We start from the raw sequence: 16,983 nt of genomic DNA, 5'->3' as shown, positions 1-16,983 counted from the left end.
TGCAAGGGGCGAGTTGGCGCCTAGCGCGTCGGAGCGGATGCCGATCCGGCCGATGTGCCGAGCGCCGGGGCCGGCGCGCTCTCGGGCAGAACCACCGCGGACCAGCTTTTCTCCGGCACGAGATAGCGGGCAGCGAGCGCCTGCAGGTCGGCCGGCGTGATGCTCGTGAGGTCACGCCCAAGGGCGCGCGCATAGCCAAGCTGGTTCTCGTCCCGGGAGAAGCCCTGCAACTGGTCCATCCAGAAGGCATTGCTGTAGGCCGCGCGCGTCAACAATTGACGCACCGGCGCGATCTGGCGGTTGAGTTCATCCTCCGTCACCGGATTGGTGGTCAGATCGCGCACCAGTTCATCCACCAGCTGATAGAAATACGGGATGCGCTCCGGCTTGAGCTGGGTCTGCACGACCAGGAAGCCGCCGCCGTTCATCCGTTCCGGCCAGTTGCTCGATGCGCTGGGCGTGTAGGCCGCACCGTCGATGGAGCGCAGCCGCTCGAACAGCCGGTCGGTGATGATGCGGGCCAACATCTCAAGCTGGCGGCTCTCGCGAATGTCGGCGACGCCACTGCCGGTCGGCCAGGCGATGATCGCGGCGGCCTGTTCGTCCGGCCCGTCATGGACGATGCGAACCGGGGTCGCGACATGAGCGGGGAAATTGAGCGCGAGGTTGCGGGCCGGTGGCGGTGCGTCGGCGCGTTTGGGCAGAGCGCCGAAGCTGGCGGCCACGGCGGCAATTGCCTGCTCGACATCGAGATCGCCGAACACCTGGATTTCAATGGGGCCGTTGGCGAGGCGGGGCGCCCAGACCTTGCGGAAGGTATCCAGCGTCAACGCCGTGCGATCATCCGGAGAGGCCGGGCTGAAGCGGGCATCCTTGTCACGCAGCATCCATTCAAGATCGCGGCCAATGGCTTCCGCAGCGGAGGCCGGCACCGGATCATAGCTAGCCTCAAGCATCGCCATGGAGCGGCGCAGCGGGGCCTCGTCCCAGCGGGGGAAAGCCAGCTTGGAGGCGAACAGGCGCAGCTGATCGGGATAATCCTGCGGGCTGCTCGTGCCGCTGAGCGTGAACGCATCGTCATCGATGCCGAAGTTCAGCGACAGGCGGCGGCCGCTCATCAGATCGTTCAGCTCTCGCTGGCCGAGGTCGCCGATGCCACTGGCAGTCAGCGCATAGGGCACCGCCCACAAGGCGGCGCGCTCATCCGGCGCGAAGCTCTGGCGGCCATGGCCCCAGCGCACATTGATATGCACCTTGCCCGGTTCGGCTTGATTGCCGGCGACCAGCAAGCGAACACCATTCTCGAACGTGACGTTCTGGATGCCGAGCACACCGAGGTCCGTGCGCGAGGCAACCTTGCCCGGCGCGGGCAGCTTGGGCAGCGCGGCCATGGTCACCCGCGAATCGCTCAGGCGCGCGCGGGAATTGGGCTCTACCTGCGCGCTGAAGGCAGTCTGCAGGCGCTGTTCGGCATTGTCCTGGGGCGCGCGCAGGCTGAGCAGGGAGCGTTCCACCGTAGCGGAGAACAGCCGGTTGGTCGCCGCGAGCAGTTGCTCGGGCGTCATATATTTCTTGGAGGACTGGTAGATGGCGAGCTGGTCCTGCGGGGAGACGACCGTCTCGCGAATATCCACCGCCTGCACGATGCTCTCGACCTGCTGGGGACTACCCTCAATGGCTGCACTGGCCACCAGCGCGGCAAAGCCGGCTTCCATGCCCTGAAACTCGCGGTCGATATCGACCTGGCTGGGGGCGACCCGGCGGGCATCCTCGATGATCGCGCGCACTTCCTGCAGCGCCTTCTCCCAATCACTCCCATTCGGCACGATGGTCACATAGGTCGCATTGGCCGAGCGCATGCTGTTATCCAGCGACACATTGGCCTGCACGAACGACGCACCGTCGCTGGCCACGGCTTCGAGGCGCCGATTGATCAGTTCCAGCGCGACCATGTCGGCCAGCCGCATCTGGTTGAAGACGATCGTGTCCTCGTTGAACACCCATGGCCGCAAATAAGCGAGGCCCACGCTATAGGGCACGCTCGGCTCGACGATCACCTTGGTGGCCGGGGCGGAGGGATCGGGCTTGCCGAAGTCGGGCAGCGGCGTCGCGCGGCCCTTGGCCTTCCAGCCGGAGAAATGCGCGCGGACCATCGCTTCGAGAGCGGCCGGCTCCATGGACCCGGAAATGGCGATCACGGTGCGATCGGGGCGATACCAGCGGTCGTGGAAGGCGCGCAGGGCTTGCGGCGTCGCCTTGAGCAGCGTCTGCTCGGTGCCGATGGGGCTGTGGCTGGCGAGGCGCTGGCCGGCGAAATAGAAAGCGCGGATTTCGTCTCCCAGCCGGGCGCCGGGGCCAAGGCTCTCGCGCCGCTCGGCGAGGATGACGGCGCGTTCGGCCTCCACGGGCGCCTTGCTGATGTTGGGCTGCTGCATCATCCCGGCGAGAATGCGCAGGCTCTCGTCAATGCCTTCGTTCGTCGCGCGCGGCAGATCGAGCGCATAGGTTGTGCCGGTGGGCGTGGTCTGCGCATTGCTGTCGCTGCCGAACTCGGCGCCCAGCCGCTGCCAGATCCGCTTCGATTCGCCATCGGGTACATCCCGCGATCCACGGAAGGAGAGATGCTCGATGAAATGCGCAAAGCCGGCTTCGGCAGGCTCTTCCATCAGCGAGCCGACATCCACCCGCACGCGGATCGATACCTGTCCGGCCGGCACATCGTTGCGGCGCACCGCATAGCGCAGGCCGTTGTCCAGCACGCCGAACTGCCATGCCGGGTCGATGGGCACGTCGCTCTTCTCGTAGAGCCACGGGCGCTCGGCCGGAACCGTGGGCTTGAGCGTCGGCTCGCCCGCCTTGGATTGGGGCTGGAGAAGGCCGGGCACCTCGCCCTGTGCGGCCAGTGGCGCCGAAGCGATCAGGCCGAGGACAACGGTCGCGGAAACGATGGGCCGGAAGATATCGGAAAAGGTCATGATGCCAGTCTATTGCCCATTGCGTGCGGGGTCACCCTGAAACTCAGGGCAATGATGGTCGGGCGGAAATGCCGGCCTTGGCGGAAGATGAGCGCGCGGGTTGGTTGCGCGTACAGGCGGTCGGTCGGCACGCCGCAGGTATCGCATCTCAGCCTGAACGCCAGATGACCGCGCTTGCGGCGAACAGCTGGGAAGGTCGCTGCCCGCAAATCCTCCCAGGCATTTGGCATTTGGCGTCGCGCCCCTATCTACCAAGCCGACGACCCACTCTGAACCCTGGAGTTACCGGCTATGCCTGGCATTGGCGACGTACTTTTTCGGCCTTTTCAGTTCAAATCGCTTTCCCTCCCCAATCGCATCGTGATGGCGCCGATGACGCGGGCGAAGGCCCCCGGCGGCATTCCTGGCCAGCCCAATGCGGACTATTACCGGCGGCGGGCCGAGGGCGGGGCAGGGCTCATTCTTTCGGAAGGCACGGTGATCGACCGGCCAGCCTCGCGCAACGATCCGGGCATTCCTTTCTTCCATGGCGAGGCGGCGCTGGCCGGCTGGGCGGGAGTGATCGAGGCAGTCCATGCCGCCGGCGGGCGAATGGGGCCGCAGCTCTGGCATACCGGCTCGACTCGCACCGGTAGCGGCTGGGAGCCGGACGCGCCGGTGGAAAGCCCCTCCGGTCTGCTCGCGCCCGGCGAACCGCGCGGCGTCGCGATGACCGAGGAGGATATCGCCGATACCGTGGCGGCCTTCGCCAAGGCAGCCGCCGACGCCAAGCGCCTCGGCTTCGATACCATCGAAATCCACGGCGCCCATGGCTATCTGATCGACCAGTTCTTCTGGTCCGGCACCAATGTCCGCGAGGATCGCTATGGCGGATCTACCATCCGCGAGCGGGCGCGCTTTGCCGGTGAGGTCGTCGCCGCCATTCGCGCGGCCGTCGGGCCAGATTTCCCGGTGATCCTGCGCGTTAGCCAGTGGAAGCAGCAGGATTATTCCGCCCGGCTGGCCGCGACGCCTGCCGAGATGGAGGACTGGCTGCAGCCGCTGGTGGATGCCGGCGTCGATATCCTCCACTGCTCGCAGCGCCGCTTCTGGGAGCCTGAATTCCCGGAGATCGACGGCGAGGCCGGCCTCAATTTTGCTGGCTGGGCCAAGAAGCTAACCGGCGCGCCGACGATCAGCGTCGGGTCCGTCGGCCTCTCGGGCGAGTTTCTGGCGGCTTTCGGCGGTGAAAGCTCGACAAGCGTGGAGCTCAATCGCCTCATCGAGCGGATGGAGCGCGACGAATTCGACCTCATCGCCGTAGGCCGCGCGCTGATCAGCGATGCGCAATGGCCCCGCAAAGTGCAGCAGCAGGCGTGGAGCGACCTCAAGGGCTTCAGCCCGGCAGACCTTCAGGAACTCGTCTGAGCAGGGGAGGGCGCGCCACGTCTACGGCCCGCTCTTCCAGCCTCGGACAAGGCGCGGCTTGCGATCTACGATGCTGAAAGGATGGTAGCGGAGGAGGGACTCGAACCCCCGACACGCGGATTATGATTCCGCTGCTCTAACCGGCTGAGCTACTCCGCCCCAAGGGCATGCTGCCGCCTTGCGGCGTCAGGCCGGCGCGCTATACGCAGGCGAAATCGGATGGTCAATGGTTGACCGTTCGATTGCGGCACCTTCGTTTCTCTGGCAAGGCCGCGGGGTAATTTGCATTGGGGAGATGACGTGCAGCATTTCGACTGCTTGATCGTGGGGGGAGGCCATGCCGGTGCGCAGGCGGCGATCCTGCTTCGCCAGCTCAAATATGAGGGGTCCGTGGGCCTGATTGGCGATGAGCCGGAGTTTCCCTATGAGCGCCCGCCGCTGTCCAAGGACTATCTGGCCGGCGAAAAGACCTTCGAGCGCATCCTGCTGCGCCCGGCCAATTTCTGGACGGATCAGGCGATTTCGCTGTTCCTCGGGGAGCGGGTCAAGACGATCGATCCGGTCGCGCATCAGGTGGTCACGGCCAAGGGTACGGAATTTTCCTATGGCAAGCTGATCTGGGCGGGCGGTGGCTCGGCCCGGCGGCTGTCCTGTCCGGGTTCGACGGCGAGCGGTCTGTTCACCGTGCGATCGCGCGCCGATGTCGATGGGTTGATGGCCATTCTGCCCACGGCGGAGCGGTTCGCCATCGTCGGCGGCGGCTATATCGGCCTTGAAGCGGCGGCAGTGCTGAGCAAGCTCGGCAAGCAGGTCACGCTTCTGGAGGCGCAGGAGCGGCTGCTGGCGCGCGTTGCCGGGCCGGAACTGTCCGACTTCTTCGCGCAGGAACATCGCGCCCATGGTGTGGACGTGCGCCTCTCGGCCTCGGTGGATGCAATCGAGACCGGTGATCAGGGGCAGGCCACCGGCGTTCGGTTGGCCGATGGCGAGGTGATCCCGGCTGATGCGGTGATCGTCGGTATCGGCATTGTGCCGGAGACCGGGCCGCTGATTCTCGCGGGGGCGAGCGGCGGCAACGGCGTAGATGTCGATCAATATTGCGAGACCTCGCTGCCTGACGTCTACGCGATCGGTGATTGCGCCGCGCATGAGAACCGCTTTGCGGCGGGGCGCCGGATGCGGCTCGAATCGGTGCAGAACGCCAATGATCAGGCGCGCACGGCCGTGCAGCATATCATGGGCAACCCCGCTCCCTACGAGGCGGTGCCGTGGTTCTGGTCCAACCAATATGATCTGCGCTTGCAGACGATCGGCCTGTCGCTGGATTTCGACGAGTGCATCGTGCGCGGCGATCCAGCTTCGCGCAGCTTCTCGGTCGTCTATCTGCGGCAGGGGCATGTCATTGCGCTCGACTGCGTCAACCGCACCAAGGATTATGTGCAGGGCCGCGCCCATGTCGTCGCCGGGAGCCGCCTGGACCGGGCGCAACTGGCAGATGGCGAAATTCCGTTGAAAGAGGTCGGCGTCGCCTAGCGGCTGAGGTCTGGCGCGTCTGAGGGGGACAAGTCCTCGGCGCCCACCGGCCTGATCTTGCGCAGCAGATCGATCAGCAACTGTTGCTCTCGTGAATCGAGATGCGCCAGAAGCTGGGTTTCGTGGCGGTGGATGCGTGCGGCGGCCTCGGTGAAGGCGGTGGCGCCCTTGTCCGTCAGCGTGAGGGAAAACGCCCTGCGGTCTGAGGTCGAAGGCCGGCGCGTCACGAAATCGAGCGCGACGAGCTGATTGACCAGGGTCACCATATTGGTGCGCTTGATGCCGAGCGCGGTGCCCACCCGGCCCTGGCTGATGCCGGGATTGGCGGAGACGACCGACAACACAGCAAAGAGCACTTGCCGCATGTCGCTATCGGCAAAGGTGCGGGAGAAGTCGGCAGACATTACCGCGAAGGCGCGGCGAAGATGATAGCCGGCTAGATCGCCCAGAAGACCGAGCGAAAGAGCATCGGACGGTTCGGCAGGTTGGTCGATCGCTCCCCTCCTCATGCTTGCGGTTGCCTCATGGCTATGGCTTCCCGCCTGAAAATCATTTCCCAGCTAACGGTGTGTTGCGCGTATATCACAGCCGCGCACTGATTGTTATGCCGCATTGCTAGTTGCGCATGATGGGCTTATTTTTGCGACCAGGTCAATGCCCTGCGGGGCACGCGCGGCCTCGCTGCGCCGACCAAGAAACCACAGGGAGGATATCATGAAAGCCCCATTTCTCATTGGCGCAGCGCTCGGCGCGCTGATCTCCACGCCGCTCTTGGCGCAGGATACGGCCGCGACTCAGACGCCCCAGGCGATGGATACGGAATCGGAAGCCGGCACAATCATCGTGACCGCGCGTCGCCGGGCCGAATCCCTGCAGGATACGCCTGTCGCGATCTCCGCCTTCGATGCGCAGGTGCTCGAAGACCGTCAGATCAACCAGACGTCCGATCTCGAGACGATCACACCCAACCTCCAGTTCAAGACAGCCGGCCAGCTCTCCGGCAACTCCGCTGCGACGGTGGTGTTCATCCGCGGCATCGGCCAGCTCGATCCCACAGCAGCCGTCGATCCGGGCGTGGGCATTTATCTGGATGAAGTCTATGTCGGCCGCGCTGTCGGTGGCGCCATCGACTTCGGCGATATCGCCGGCGTTGAAGTGCTGCGCGGCCCGCAGGGCACGCTCTTTGGTCGCAACACGATTGGCGGCGCCATTCTCGTGCGCACCAAGCAGCCGGAGCTGGGCCGGTTCGGCGCGGATGTGCGTCTGCGCCTTGGCTCGGACAGTCTGATGGAAGGCTTTGCCGCCCTCAACATTCCGCTGGGCGACACGTTGGCGGCGCGCGTCTCGGGCGGTTTCCGCAAGCGCGATGGCTATGTGATCCGCGAATATGATGGCATTGATCTCGGCAATGACGATAGCGCGACGCTGAATGGCGCGCTCTATTGGGAAGCCAGCCCGGACATCAAGGTGAACATCCGCGGTGACTACACCAAGCGGGACGAGAACGGTGCGCCGTTCGTCTTCGCCGGCGTGAACCGGAACGCACCGGTCGCGGCGATCGCAAGCGTGGCGGCCGGCTGCCCCGGCGCCACCATTCCGTTCGCGCCGCTCACGCCCGGCGATCCGCGCTTCGGTGCGCCGAACGTGCCGCAGATCAACGATGCTCGCTGCGCCAACAATTTCCAGGACAAGGGCCCGTTCGTCAATGGCGGCACGGCGCCGGTGCTGAGTACTTCGGAAGTCTGGGGCGTCTCGGGCACGGTCACCGCGAATGTGACCTCTAATGTCCTGCTGAAGTCGATCAGCGCCTATCGCTCCACCCAGTCGCGCGGCGTGCGCGATGCGGACAATACCCCGCTGCTGCTGATCACCACGGATGTGGGCTCGCAGTCCGACCAGTATAGCCAGGAACTCCAGCTGCAGTATGAATCGCCGGTGCTCAACGGCATCATCGGTGGCTATTACTTCAATGAGAAGACCAACGAGCGGGCGACCGTGCCGCTGGCCTTCCCGCCGTCGCCGCCGGTCATCGGGTCCCTGCTGGCAGGCGGCCCCGGCTCGCGCGACCTGCAGGTTTCTGATCTGGAAACGGATTCCATCGCGGTATTCGGCGAGCTTTCGGTCAAGCCGATCCAGAATCTCGAGATTTCTGGCGGTTTGCGCTACACGCGGGACAAGAAGAAATATCACGGCATCGTGTTCAACCTGTTCCCAGCCACGCTGCCGGACCCGGATCCGCTGCCGACGCTGGCGATCCCGCAGGGTGGCCCGCTGTTCATCTATCCGGGCCCCTATTCGCAGAGCTTCTCTGCGCTGACCGGCTCGGCGAGCGTGCGCTATTCGTGGACGCGCAATGTCAGCACCTACATTTCCTACTCGCGCAGCTTCAAGTCGGGCGGCTTCAACACGCGCTACAATGCGGCGCCTCCGGGCAATGTGCCGACGCCGTTCGACGAGGAGAAGGTGGATAGCTACGAGATTGGCGCCAAGTTCGATTTCGGCGATTTCCGCTTCAACGCGGCGGCTTTCCAGGCGGATTACAGCAATATCCAGCTGATCTTCCGTCAGGGTGTCGTGCCGCTGCTGTTCAACGGCGGCAAGGCGCGTATTCGCGGGCTTGAAGGCGAGCTGAGCTATCATCCGCGCGCTTACGGCCTGCGGATCGACATCGCGGCGAGCACGCTCAACGATGAGATCCTGAGCATCACGCCTGTTCCGGGCGCGACGGCGACGGTTCAGCCGGGCGATGACCTGCCGTTCACGCCCTCCTTCCAGGGCAATTTCGGCATCGGCTATGAGATCCCGCTCAACGACGACGTGACGCTGACGCCTCGCTTCGACGGCAATTACAGCGCCAGCCTCAAGTTCATCACCGGCAGCGTGCCGGAGATCGAGCAGGACGGCTATTTCGTCGGCAATGCCTCCGTCACGCTGGCTAACAAGGCGACCGGTTGGAAGCTGACCGGTGGCGTGCAGAACCTGTTCGACGAGCTGTATCTGGTGCAGGGCAATGCGTCGCTCGGCACGCTCGGCTATGCCGAGAAGATCTACGCACGTCCGCGCAGCTGGTATGTGCAGGCGTCGATCTCGTTCTGATTGTGACGAAACGGCGGGCAAGGCCCGGCTGATGCAGCGGCCCGCTTCGTGATGAAGCGGGCCGTTTCGTTTGTGACGACGATCAGCGACGAAAGGGGTGCTGGCTCAGCGCAGACCAAGGGCCGCCTTCATAAACCCATACCGCAAGGCCGGCGATGCCGAGAGGGGCAGGGCGGATCTGTGCCCGCAACAGCGCCAGCGTCTCCTTCGCGACGGAGGGAGTGACCTTGTTCTGGACCGTGATGTGCAGGCGCTTGAGTGCTCGGTCCTGCGGGATGAGGTGCCGCTCAAACCGCTCGGCGATCATGGCGCGTATGTCGAGAAGTTCGCCACTCTCCACCGCCAGCGCGACAAGGCCGCCTGACCCGAACGGCTCGCCCAGACTGGCGGGAGGTGGGGGGCGATCGACCAGTCCCTTCAACATCGTCCGTAGTTCGGTATGCAGGGACGGCGGGAGATGGTGGAACAAGGTGATGTGGGCGGGCACCTGATTGCGAGCGGCGGGATAATGGGTCTGACGCAGCCGGTCGGCCCAGGCTTGGTCCGCGCTCCTCAACTGAGCGGTGACGATGAGGGGGCCGCGGGGCAGTTCGAGGACAGTTGGCGTCATGTCAGAACCGGGTTAAAATGGCCGTGCAACAAGCCATGGGGAGGGGGTGTGTGATGACAGGTGTGGGGGACCATCGCAGCCGGAGCATGTCGCGGATCCCGGCTATTCTGTTTCTAATATGGACCCTGATCGGCATCGCCGCCTTCATTGTCCAATCGACCGCCAATCTCGAAGAGCTGGCGATGGCCGATCCCTATCAGGCGGAAATCTGGGCCAACATGCCGCGCTGGGCCTGGCTGAGCTACGGCGTGGCCGTTGCCGCCGCGTTTGCCGGCGCCGTTGCCCTTCTGGCACGGCGCGCCGCCGCCGTCTGGTTCTCGCTCATCGCGCTGATCGCCATATTGGTCCAGTTCGGCTATTCCTTCCTCGGCACCGATCTGCTGGCGGTCAAGGGGGCGAGTGCTGCGCTGTTCCCGGCCTTCATCGTGCTGATTGCGCTGCTGCAACTGGGCTATGCGCTGCGATTGCGGAGCAGGGGTTTGCTCCGCTGAGCAAAGCTCACATTTCGCCGCGTTCACGGCGGATGTCATACCATTTGCGCACGTTCGCATTATGCTCGGCCAGCGTCTCCGCGAAGATATGGCCGCCCTTGCCATCCGCGACGAAGTAGCGCGCCTTCGTCGCGGCCGGCCGCAGCACGGCCTCTATGGAACTGCGTCCGGGATTGGCGATCGGCCCCTTGGGCAGGCCGGTCATCGCATAGGTATTATAGTCGTTCACCGCGCGAATCTCTGACTGGAGGATGCGGCGTCCGAGCGGCTTGCCCCTGGTGATTGGGTAGATGATCGTGGGGTCGGCCTGCAGCATCATGCCCTCGCGCAGCCGATTGGCGTAGACACCGGCCACCGTCGGTCGCTCGGCGGGGATGGAGGTTTCCTTCTCCACGATGCTGGCGAGGGTGACGGCCTGCGCAGGTGTCTTGACTGGCGTTGCAGTCGAGCGCTTGGGCCACTGCGCGGCAATGAAGCTCGTCATCGCGGCCTGCATCCGTCCAAGCACTGCCGCGCGGGTCTCGCCCTTTTGGTAGCCATAGCTGTCCGGCATCACCGAGCCTTCTTCGGGCACGCGAATGTCTCCGATCAGCTCGTCATTCGCCATCAGCCGCTCATGGACGAGGATGGAGGGCATACCCTCTGGGATGGTGACGAGGTGGACGAGGGTCTTGCCGCTCTGGAGAATGCCCAGAATGTCGGCGTTGCTCGCCCGCCGGGGAATGCGATATTCGCCCGCCTTGATCGATCCATCGCCGCCCAGCACCCGCGCGCGGGCAAGGAAGGCGGTGGCGGAGCCGATAGCACCTTGCGCTTCCAGCTCATCGGCCGCCTTGCGCAGCGTCGCCCCCTCGGGAACGATGATCGTCGCATCGGCCTCAAGCGGGCCGGGCCTCGACCAGCCATGGACGAAAAGAAGCGCCGCAACGGCCAGTCCGGCCAGCAGCAGAGCAGCGACCGTGAGGACGATGCGGCGCATTGCAGCCGTCAGAGAGCCTTGAGCACAAGGCTGGCGTTGGTACCGCCAAAGCCGAAGCTGTTGTTGAGCACGGCTTTGACCTTCCGCTGCTTGGCGGTGTGCGGCACGAGGTCGACACCCTGGCAGCTTTCGCTGGGATCATCCAGGTTGAGCGTGGGCGGCACGATCTGATCGCGCATGGCGAGGATGCAGAAGATCGTCTCGACCGCGCCGGCACCGCCGAGCAGATGCCCGATGGCCGACTTGGTGGACGACATCGACATGGTCTCCAGCGCCGGGCCGAACAGCCGCCGCACTGCGCCAAGCTCCAGCTCGTCGCCGAGCGGGGTGGAGGTGCCATGGGCGTTCACATAATCGATATCGGCAAGCGAAAGCCCGGACCTGCGCATAGCCATTTCCATCGCGCGATAGGCGCCTGAGCCCTCGGGGTGCGGTGCGGTGACGTGATAGGCATCGCCCGAGAGACCGTAGCCGAGAATCTCCGCATAGATCTTCGCACCTCGCGCCTTGGCGTGCTCATATTCCTCGAGCACGACCACGCCGGCCCCTTCACCCATGACAAAGCCGTCGCGGGCCTGATCCCACGGGCGGCTGGCACGCCAGGGTTCGTCACGAAATTCGGTCGAAAGGGCACGCGCCTGACCGAAGCCGGCAATGCCGATCGGGCAGATGGCGCTTTCCGCGCCGCCGGCGAGCATCACATCGGCATCGTCGAGCGCGATCATCCGCGCCGCGTCGCCGATCGAGTGAACGCCCGTCGCGCAGGCCGTAACGACGGCGTGATTAGGGCCCATCAGGCCATATTTGATCGAGACCTGACCGGAGATCAGGTTGATCAGGCGACCGTGGACGAAGTGCGGGGAGACCCGCTTGGGGCCCTTATGCTCCAGCACCAGCGATTCGCTCTCGATGCCTGGCAGGCCGCCGATGCCCGAGCCGATCGAACAGCCGGTGCGCAGCCGCTCGGCTTCGCTCATCTCGGTCAGGCCGGCATCTTCTATGGCCTGGCCGGCCGCGTCGATGCCATAGACGATGAACGGATCGACCTGACGCTGGACCTTGTGATCCACGCGCTTATTCGGGTCGAAGCCGAATTCATGATCCGGTGCCTTCACTTCGCAGGCGTAATTGGTGTGGAAATCGGTCGCGTCGAAACGGGTGATCGTTTCCGCGCCCGACCGGCCGGCAATGATGTTCTTCCAGCTTGTCTCCACGTCGCCGCCAAGGGGCGAAACCATGCCGAGACCTGTTACGACGACACGACGCATTTCACTCTCCTGATCCAGTCACCCGGCCAGTTGCCCGGAACGCCAGGCGCTGATCAAACACGAACGGCCCTCCCATAGCGAGTCAAACCCGCAACCGGAGAGCCGTATCCATGTGTATTCACTGGCCGGTGCATGTCCGCGACGAGGCCGCGAACCGGGCTCCCGCTATCTTACTGCTTGCCGTCGATGAAATCGATCGCGTCCTTGACGGTGGCGATCTTCTCGGCAGCATCGTCGGGGATTTCGACGCCGAACTCTTCCTCAAAAGCCATGACGAGCTCGACGATGTCGAGGCTGTCAGCGCCCAGATCGTCGATGAAGCTCGCGTCTTCGGTCACCTTGTCCGCCTCGACGCCGAGGTGCTCGACGACGATCTTCTTCACGCGATCCGCGGTCTCACTCATGAGAGGTCCTTTGCTTTACTTTGGTCTTCAATCTGGAGATGCCCTAGAGCCTAGGGCGGGGCGTGACAAGAGGCTAGCGATAGCGGGCGCAATTGCCCGGTGCGCGGCGCCTTTCCGTCCACTCACAGCGTTGCGCGGCGCCGGAAGACGTAGCGAATCTGGTGGCGCCCCTCGCAAAATTGCTTTGCGTGCGATGCGCTCACGCCCATATGCGCGGACACGATCAAGACATTCCGAGGATCTCCCCTGATGAGCGACTATGACTTCGACCTGTTCGTAATCGGTGCCGGGTCGGGCGGCGTGCGGGCTTCGCGCATTGCAGCGGCGCATGGTGCCAAGGTCGCCGTGGCGGAGGAGCACAAGGTCGGCGGGACATGCGTGATCCGGGGCTGCGTGCCCAAGAAGCTGCTCGTCTACGGTGCCCACTTTGCCGAGGACATCAAGGATGCCCGCCGGTTCGGTTGGGATATTTCCGACTGCAGCTTCGACTGGCCGACCCTGCGCGACAATGTAATCGGCGAGGTCTCCCGGCTCGAAGGGCTCTATCAGCAGACGCTCGACAATAACAAAGTGACGACCTTCCACGAGCGCGCGACGGTGGAGGGGCCTCATGAGGTGCGTCTGGCCAGCGGCAAGCTGGTGACCGCCGAGGTCATCCTCATCGCGGTCGGCGCCTGGCCGAATGTGCCTGACGTGCCCGGCGCGGAACTGGGGATCACCTCCAACGAGGTCTTCCATCTGGAAAAGATGCCCAAGCGCGTTGCGATCTTTGGCGGGGGCTATATCGCCAACGAGTTTGCCGGCATTTTCCACGAGTTCGCCTGTCAGGTGACGGTGTTGCTGCGCGGCGACCAGATCCTGCGCGGCTATGACGAGCAGATTCGCGACCGGCTGCTGCAGATCAGCATGGCCAAGGGTATCAACTTCCGCTTCAACACCCCGCTCGAAAAGATCGAGAAGCAGGAGGATGGCTCCCTCAAGGTGTTTATCGAGGGGGGCGATCCGATCGAGACCGATCTGGTGCTGTTCGCCACCGGCCGCAATCCCAAGATCGACGGGCTGGGCCTGGACAAGGTTGGCGTGGAGACGGAGAAGGGCGCGATCAAGGTCGACGAATATAGCCGCACCAACGTCGAGAGCATTTACGCGGTGGGCGACGTGACCGACCGGGTGCAGCTCACCCCGGTGGCGATCCGGGAGGGCCATGCCTTCGCCGACACCGTGTTCGGCGGCAATCCCCGGACGGTGGATTATGGCTGCATTCCATCTGCCGTGTTCAGCCATCCGCCGATCGGCGCGGTCGGCATGACTGAGGGCGAGGCGCGCAACACGCTGGGCGCGGTCAAGGTCTATACCTCCGACTTCCGGCCGATGAAGAACACGCTGGCCAATCGCAACGAGCGCAGTCTCTACAAGCTGATTTGCGAGGAAACGACCGGGCGGGTGGTCGGCATCCATATGATCGGCCCGGATGCGCCCGAGATCCTGCAGGCGGCGGCCATCGCGGTGAAGGCGGGCCTGACCAAGGACGATTTCGACGCCACCGTGGCGCTGCACCCCAGCATGGCGGAAGAGCTGGTGCTGATGCGCTGAAGGTTCAGGCCGGCACGCCCTTCAGCCGATGCTGTAGGGAATGACGTGCCGGCCATCCCGCTCGACATGGATGGGGCGGTCGATGGGCGGGAAGGCGCGCTGGGGGCAGCCTTCGCGCGGGCACAGGCGACACCCGGGCCCGATGGGGGTGACTGCGGTATCATCGGCGAGGTCCAGCCCGTCCGCCCAGGCGAGATGGGCGGCATAATCGCGTTCGCAGGCGAGCACGATGGCATGGCGGCGGTCCGGCCGTGCGATGGCACGGGCGAGCAGGATATAGTGCACGCCATCGGGCATTTCCGCGCGCTCCGCTCCGCTGTAATCGGGCCGCGTTGGCGCCTCGTGCAGCCTCAAGCGGGGACAGAGCGGGCCATAGCTACCAAAGTCGAGCCGCGTCGCGCTGTGCCGCTTGGTGATGTTGCCGGCCGGATCGATGCGACAGAAGAAGAAGGGAATGCCGCGCTGCCCCGGTCGCTGCAGCGTGGCGAGGCGATGCGCGACCTGCTCGATGCTTACGCCAAACCGCGCCGCCAGCGCATCGACATCATGGCGGAGCGTCCGGGCCGTTTCGCGGAACAGGCCATAAGGCATGAGCAAGGCGGCAGCGCCATAATTGACGAGCGCGTGATGCAGCAGGGCATCGGCAGGCGCGCCGACCGGATGCTGGGCGATGACGGCGCGCATCGTGGGATCGGCCAGCTCGCGCAAATGCACGATATGACTGGCGAGCTGGAAGGCGATGCTTGCGGCGGGCAGGCGATCATTGACGTGCAAGGTCCGGCCATCGGGGGAGGGCGCGCGCAACAGCGTGGTCTTGAGTGGTTCGCGACTGACGGTGCAATCATGCTCGTCGCGCAGTGCCGCGCTGAGCGCCGCTAAGGTGCCTTCCGCATCGGAGCGCGCGCCGATGCTGAGCTGCGTGGCGAGATCCTCGGCGGCGGTGTCCAGATCATGGAAATAATTGTCGAACAGCCGCAGCCGATCGCTCACCTGATCGAAAGTCGCGCGTGCGCCCGGCAGCAGGCCGTTACCAAGCGCCTGTTCGGCCATGGCCAGCCGACCCTCGGTCTGCCGGAGCGCGTGATGCAATTCCACATAGCGCGCTGCGAATTCAGGATATTGAACATGCAGCCGCTCGGTCCGCTGTGGGTCGGGGGCCGGTGAGCGATGGCCGGGATTGGCGAGCGCCCAGTTGAAGGCGCCGAGCAACTGTTCCTCGGGCCGGGCGTCGAAATCGGACCAGTCGAGCGGAAAGGTCGCCGCCAGCGCCGCTTTCACCCGCGCGGTGAGGGGGCGGTCGTTATTCTCCAGTTGCGAGAGATAAGAGACGGAGATGCCAAGCAGTCGGGCCATATCCCCCTGATCGAGCCGGCTCTGCAGGCGCAGATCGCGCACTTTCTGGCCAACGAATAATCTGTTTCCGCGTGGCAAGGACTGTCTCCGGGTACGAGTCGGGGTGAGGGATCGCCGCACTGGCCGGGACGGTGAGCACAATCCGCAAATTTCATGCGCGGCTTAGCTGCTGTGCCGATAAACCAGGACGACCCTTCAAGGCGCCCACACCGTAGCGGAACCCGTTCATTTCGCAATTCCGCAAATTGCTGCTCGTGTTTGCCGATCCATACTCGCTCTGGCGCGACGCTTGCGGCGCGCGGGCACGATGCTAGCCTGCGTTCAGTCAGAACAGCGGTCGGCAACCGCGCCGCAAGGGAGGATCGATTGAGCGAGATCGTGCTGTCCACGCTGGACGATGGGGTGCTGACCCTTGCCCTCAACCGCCCCGAGCGGCTTAATGCCTTGTCCACCGGCCTGCTGGCAGACCTGACCCGCAAGCTCGATGAGGGCGTGCGTGCAGGTGCGCGGGCCGTGTTGATCACCGGGACGGGCAGGGCGTTCTGCTCCGGCGCGGATCTGGCCGATAGCGAAGGCATCGGCGCCGATCTCGGGGAGACCCTGGCGACCTATTACCATCCTCTGTTCCTCCGGTTGGCCGGCCTCGATATCCCGGTGGTGAGCGCGATCAACGGACCGGCTGTCGGCGCTGGCGTCGCCCTGGCGCTGGCCGCTGACATCGTGGTGATGGCGCGCTCTGCCTATCTGCAGCTTGGCTTCGTCAATATCGGGCTGGTGCCCGATGCCGGGGCGACATGGCTGGTCGCGAAGAGCGCCGGGCGCGCCAAGGCGCTGGAACTGGCGCTTCTTGGTGAGCCGATGAGCGCTCAGGAGGCGCAGGACGCCGGACTGGTCGCCCGCGTGACCGACGACGAGAGGCTCGGCGAAACCGCACGCGGTCTTGCTCTCAAACTCGCGCAAGGGCCGACCCGCGCCATCGGCATGATCCGTAAGCAGGTCGCTGCCGCACTCAATCACAGCCTGTCGGAGACGATGGGCATCGAAGCCGCCAATCAGGCAGCGGCCGGCCACAGCGCGGATTTTCAGGAGGGCGTCGCGGCCTTTCTGGAGAAGCGGGTGCCGCGCTTCCAGGGGGATTGAGCGAGTCGAGCCGAAAAATGCGATTTTTCTTTGCGTCATCTTTCCTGGTTTGTGAGCACCATTTGATCGATCTGACGATAGCCCGTTCGTTTCGTCCTGTGGCAACGTTTTACTAACCTTTGAACGCTTAGCAC

Annotated in this window: 13 protein-coding genes and 1 tRNA gene; 6 read left to right on the top strand and 8 right to left on the bottom strand. The window is 64.7% G+C overall.

Translation table 11 applies throughout. The annotated features are described in order from the left end of the window. Positions 1-20: 20 nt before the first annotated feature. Positions 21-2,975: a M16 family metallopeptidase gene (locus tag M2342_RS11240; protein ID WP_264579143.1), complete on the bottom strand. Its 2,955-nt coding sequence runs from the start codon at positions 2,973-2,975 to the stop codon at positions 21-23. A 291-nt stretch (positions 2,976-3,266) separates the two neighbouring features. Between M2342_RS11240 and M2342_RS11235 the strand changes: the two genes are divergently transcribed. Further along, complete coding sequence (locus tag M2342_RS11235) at positions 3,267-4,382, top strand: NADH:flavin oxidoreductase (protein WP_264579142.1); 1,116 nt, start codon at positions 3,267-3,269, stop codon at positions 4,380-4,382. 82 nt (positions 4,383-4,464) lie between these two features. Here M2342_RS11235 and M2342_RS11230 read toward each other — a convergent pair. Next, a tRNA-Met gene (locus M2342_RS11230) sits at positions 4,465-4,541 on the bottom strand. A gap of 141 nt (positions 4,542-4,682) precedes the next feature. On the opposite strand from M2342_RS11230, the gene M2342_RS11225 reads away from it, so the two are divergent. After that, complete coding sequence (locus M2342_RS11225; protein WP_181559980.1) at positions 4,683-5,915, top strand: NAD(P)/FAD-dependent oxidoreductase; 1,233 nt, start codon at positions 4,683-4,685, stop codon at positions 5,913-5,915. On the opposite strand, the gene M2342_RS11220 is transcribed toward M2342_RS11225, so the two are convergent. Next, entirely contained in the window at positions 5,912-6,424 is a 513-nt protein-coding gene (locus M2342_RS11220; protein WP_264579141.1) for a MarR family winged helix-turn-helix transcriptional regulator, read from the bottom strand. The two genes, M2342_RS11225 and M2342_RS11220, sit on opposite strands and share 4 nt — an antisense overlap. Before the next feature lie 205 nt (positions 6,425-6,629). Between M2342_RS11220 and M2342_RS11215 the strand changes: the two genes are divergently transcribed. Further along, positions 6,630-9,011, top strand: coding sequence for a TonB-dependent receptor (locus M2342_RS11215; RefSeq protein WP_264575581.1), 2,382 nt, complete (start codon positions 6,630-6,632; stop codon positions 9,009-9,011). A gap of 82 nt (positions 9,012-9,093) precedes the next feature. On the opposite strand, the gene M2342_RS11210 is transcribed toward M2342_RS11215, so the two are convergent. After that, the gene (locus M2342_RS11210; RefSeq protein WP_264579140.1) at positions 9,094-9,621 is read right to left on the bottom strand and encodes a 2'-5' RNA ligase family protein; all 528 of its coding nucleotides are present in this window, start codon (positions 9,619-9,621) and stop codon (positions 9,094-9,096) included. 86 nt (positions 9,622-9,707) lie between these two features. Between M2342_RS11210 and M2342_RS11205 the strand changes: the two genes are divergently transcribed. After that, the gene (locus M2342_RS11205; RefSeq protein WP_264579139.1) at positions 9,708-10,112 is read left to right on the top strand and encodes a sugar transporter; all 405 of its coding nucleotides are present in this window, start codon (positions 9,708-9,710) and stop codon (positions 10,110-10,112) included. A gap of 7 nt (positions 10,113-10,119) precedes the next feature. On the opposite strand, the gene mltG is transcribed toward M2342_RS11205, so the two are convergent. The 3 genes from mltG to M2342_RS11190 all read right to left on the bottom strand — a co-directional run bounded on the left by mltG (position 10,120) and on the right by M2342_RS11190 (position 12,763). After that, positions 10,120-11,091 carry an endolytic transglycosylase MltG gene (mltG, locus tag M2342_RS11200; protein ID WP_264579138.1) on the bottom strand — a complete coding sequence of 324 codons (972 nt, stop codon included), beginning with the start codon at positions 11,089-11,091 and terminating at the stop codon, positions 10,120-10,122. Positions 11,092-11,099: 8 nt separating this feature from the next. Beyond that, entirely contained in the window at positions 11,100-12,359 is a 1,260-nt protein-coding gene (gene fabF / locus M2342_RS11195) for a beta-ketoacyl-ACP synthase II (protein ID WP_264579137.1), read from the bottom strand. A gap of 170 nt (positions 12,360-12,529) precedes the next feature. Beyond that, positions 12,530-12,763 carry an acyl carrier protein gene (locus M2342_RS11190; protein ID WP_181559973.1) on the bottom strand — a complete coding sequence of 78 codons (234 nt, stop codon included), beginning with the start codon at positions 12,761-12,763 and terminating at the stop codon, positions 12,530-12,532. A 249-nt stretch (positions 12,764-13,012) separates the two neighbouring features. Between M2342_RS11190 and gor the strand changes: the two genes are divergently transcribed. Beyond that, the gene (gene gor, locus M2342_RS11185; RefSeq protein WP_264579136.1) at positions 13,013-14,356 is read left to right on the top strand and encodes a glutathione-disulfide reductase; all 1,344 of its coding nucleotides are present in this window, start codon (positions 13,013-13,015) and stop codon (positions 14,354-14,356) included. Between the two features lie 21 nt (positions 14,357-14,377). On the opposite strand, the gene M2342_RS11180 is transcribed toward gor, so the two are convergent. Then, complete coding sequence (locus M2342_RS11180) at positions 14,378-15,787, bottom strand: helix-turn-helix domain-containing protein (protein WP_264579135.1); 1,410 nt, start codon at positions 15,785-15,787, stop codon at positions 14,378-14,380. A 288-nt stretch (positions 15,788-16,075) separates the two neighbouring features. Here M2342_RS11180 and M2342_RS11175 point away from each other — a divergent pair, with 288 nt between their 5' ends. Next, positions 16,076-16,849, top strand: coding sequence for an enoyl-CoA hydratase-related protein (locus M2342_RS11175; RefSeq protein ID WP_264575588.1), 774 nt, complete (start codon positions 16,076-16,078; stop codon positions 16,847-16,849). The last annotated feature ends 134 nt before the right edge of the window (positions 16,850-16,983 follow it).

The organism is Sphingobium sp. B8D3A, from assembly GCF_025961995.1.
In the GTDB taxonomy this organism is placed as follows: Bacteria; Pseudomonadota; Alphaproteobacteria; order Sphingomonadales; family Sphingomonadaceae; genus Sphingobium.
Note: the sequence above shows the minus strand (reverse complement) of the source record. Positions and strands in the feature narration are given on the sequence as shown.

Bases quoted from the DNA above. Each gene is read 5' to 3' on its own strand.
- M2342_RS11240 (WP_264579143.1), bottom strand. From the start codon at position 2,975: ATGACCTTTTCCGATATCTTCCGGCCCATCGTTTCCGCGACCGTTGTC.
- M2342_RS11235 (WP_264579142.1), top strand. From the start codon at position 3,267: ATGCCTGGCATTGGCGACGTACTTTTTCGGCCTTTTCAGTTCAAATCG.
- M2342_RS11220 (WP_264579141.1), bottom strand. From the start codon at position 6,424: ATGAGGAGGGGAGCGATCGACCAACCTGCCGAACCGTCCGATGCTCTT.
- M2342_RS11215 (WP_264575581.1), top strand. From the start codon at position 6,630: ATGAAAGCCCCATTTCTCATTGGCGCAGCGCTCGGCGCGCTGATCTCC.
- M2342_RS11210 (WP_264579140.1), bottom strand. From the start codon at position 9,621: ATGACGCCAACTGTCCTCGAACTGCCCCGCGGCCCCCTCATCGTCACC.
- M2342_RS11205 (WP_264579139.1), top strand. From the start codon at position 9,708: ATGTCGCGGATCCCGGCTATTCTGTTTCTAATATGGACCCTGATCGGC.
- mltG (WP_264579138.1), bottom strand. From the start codon at position 11,091: ATGCGCCGCATCGTCCTCACGGTCGCTGCTCTGCTGCTGGCCGGACTG.
- fabF (WP_264579137.1), bottom strand. From the start codon at position 12,359: ATGCGTCGTGTCGTCGTAACAGGTCTCGGCATGGTTTCGCCCCTTGGC.
- M2342_RS11190 (WP_181559973.1), bottom strand. From the start codon at position 12,763: ATGAGTGAGACCGCGGATCGCGTGAAGAAGATCGTCGTCGAGCACCTC.
- gor (WP_264579136.1), top strand. From the start codon at position 13,013: ATGAGCGACTATGACTTCGACCTGTTCGTAATCGGTGCCGGGTCGGGC.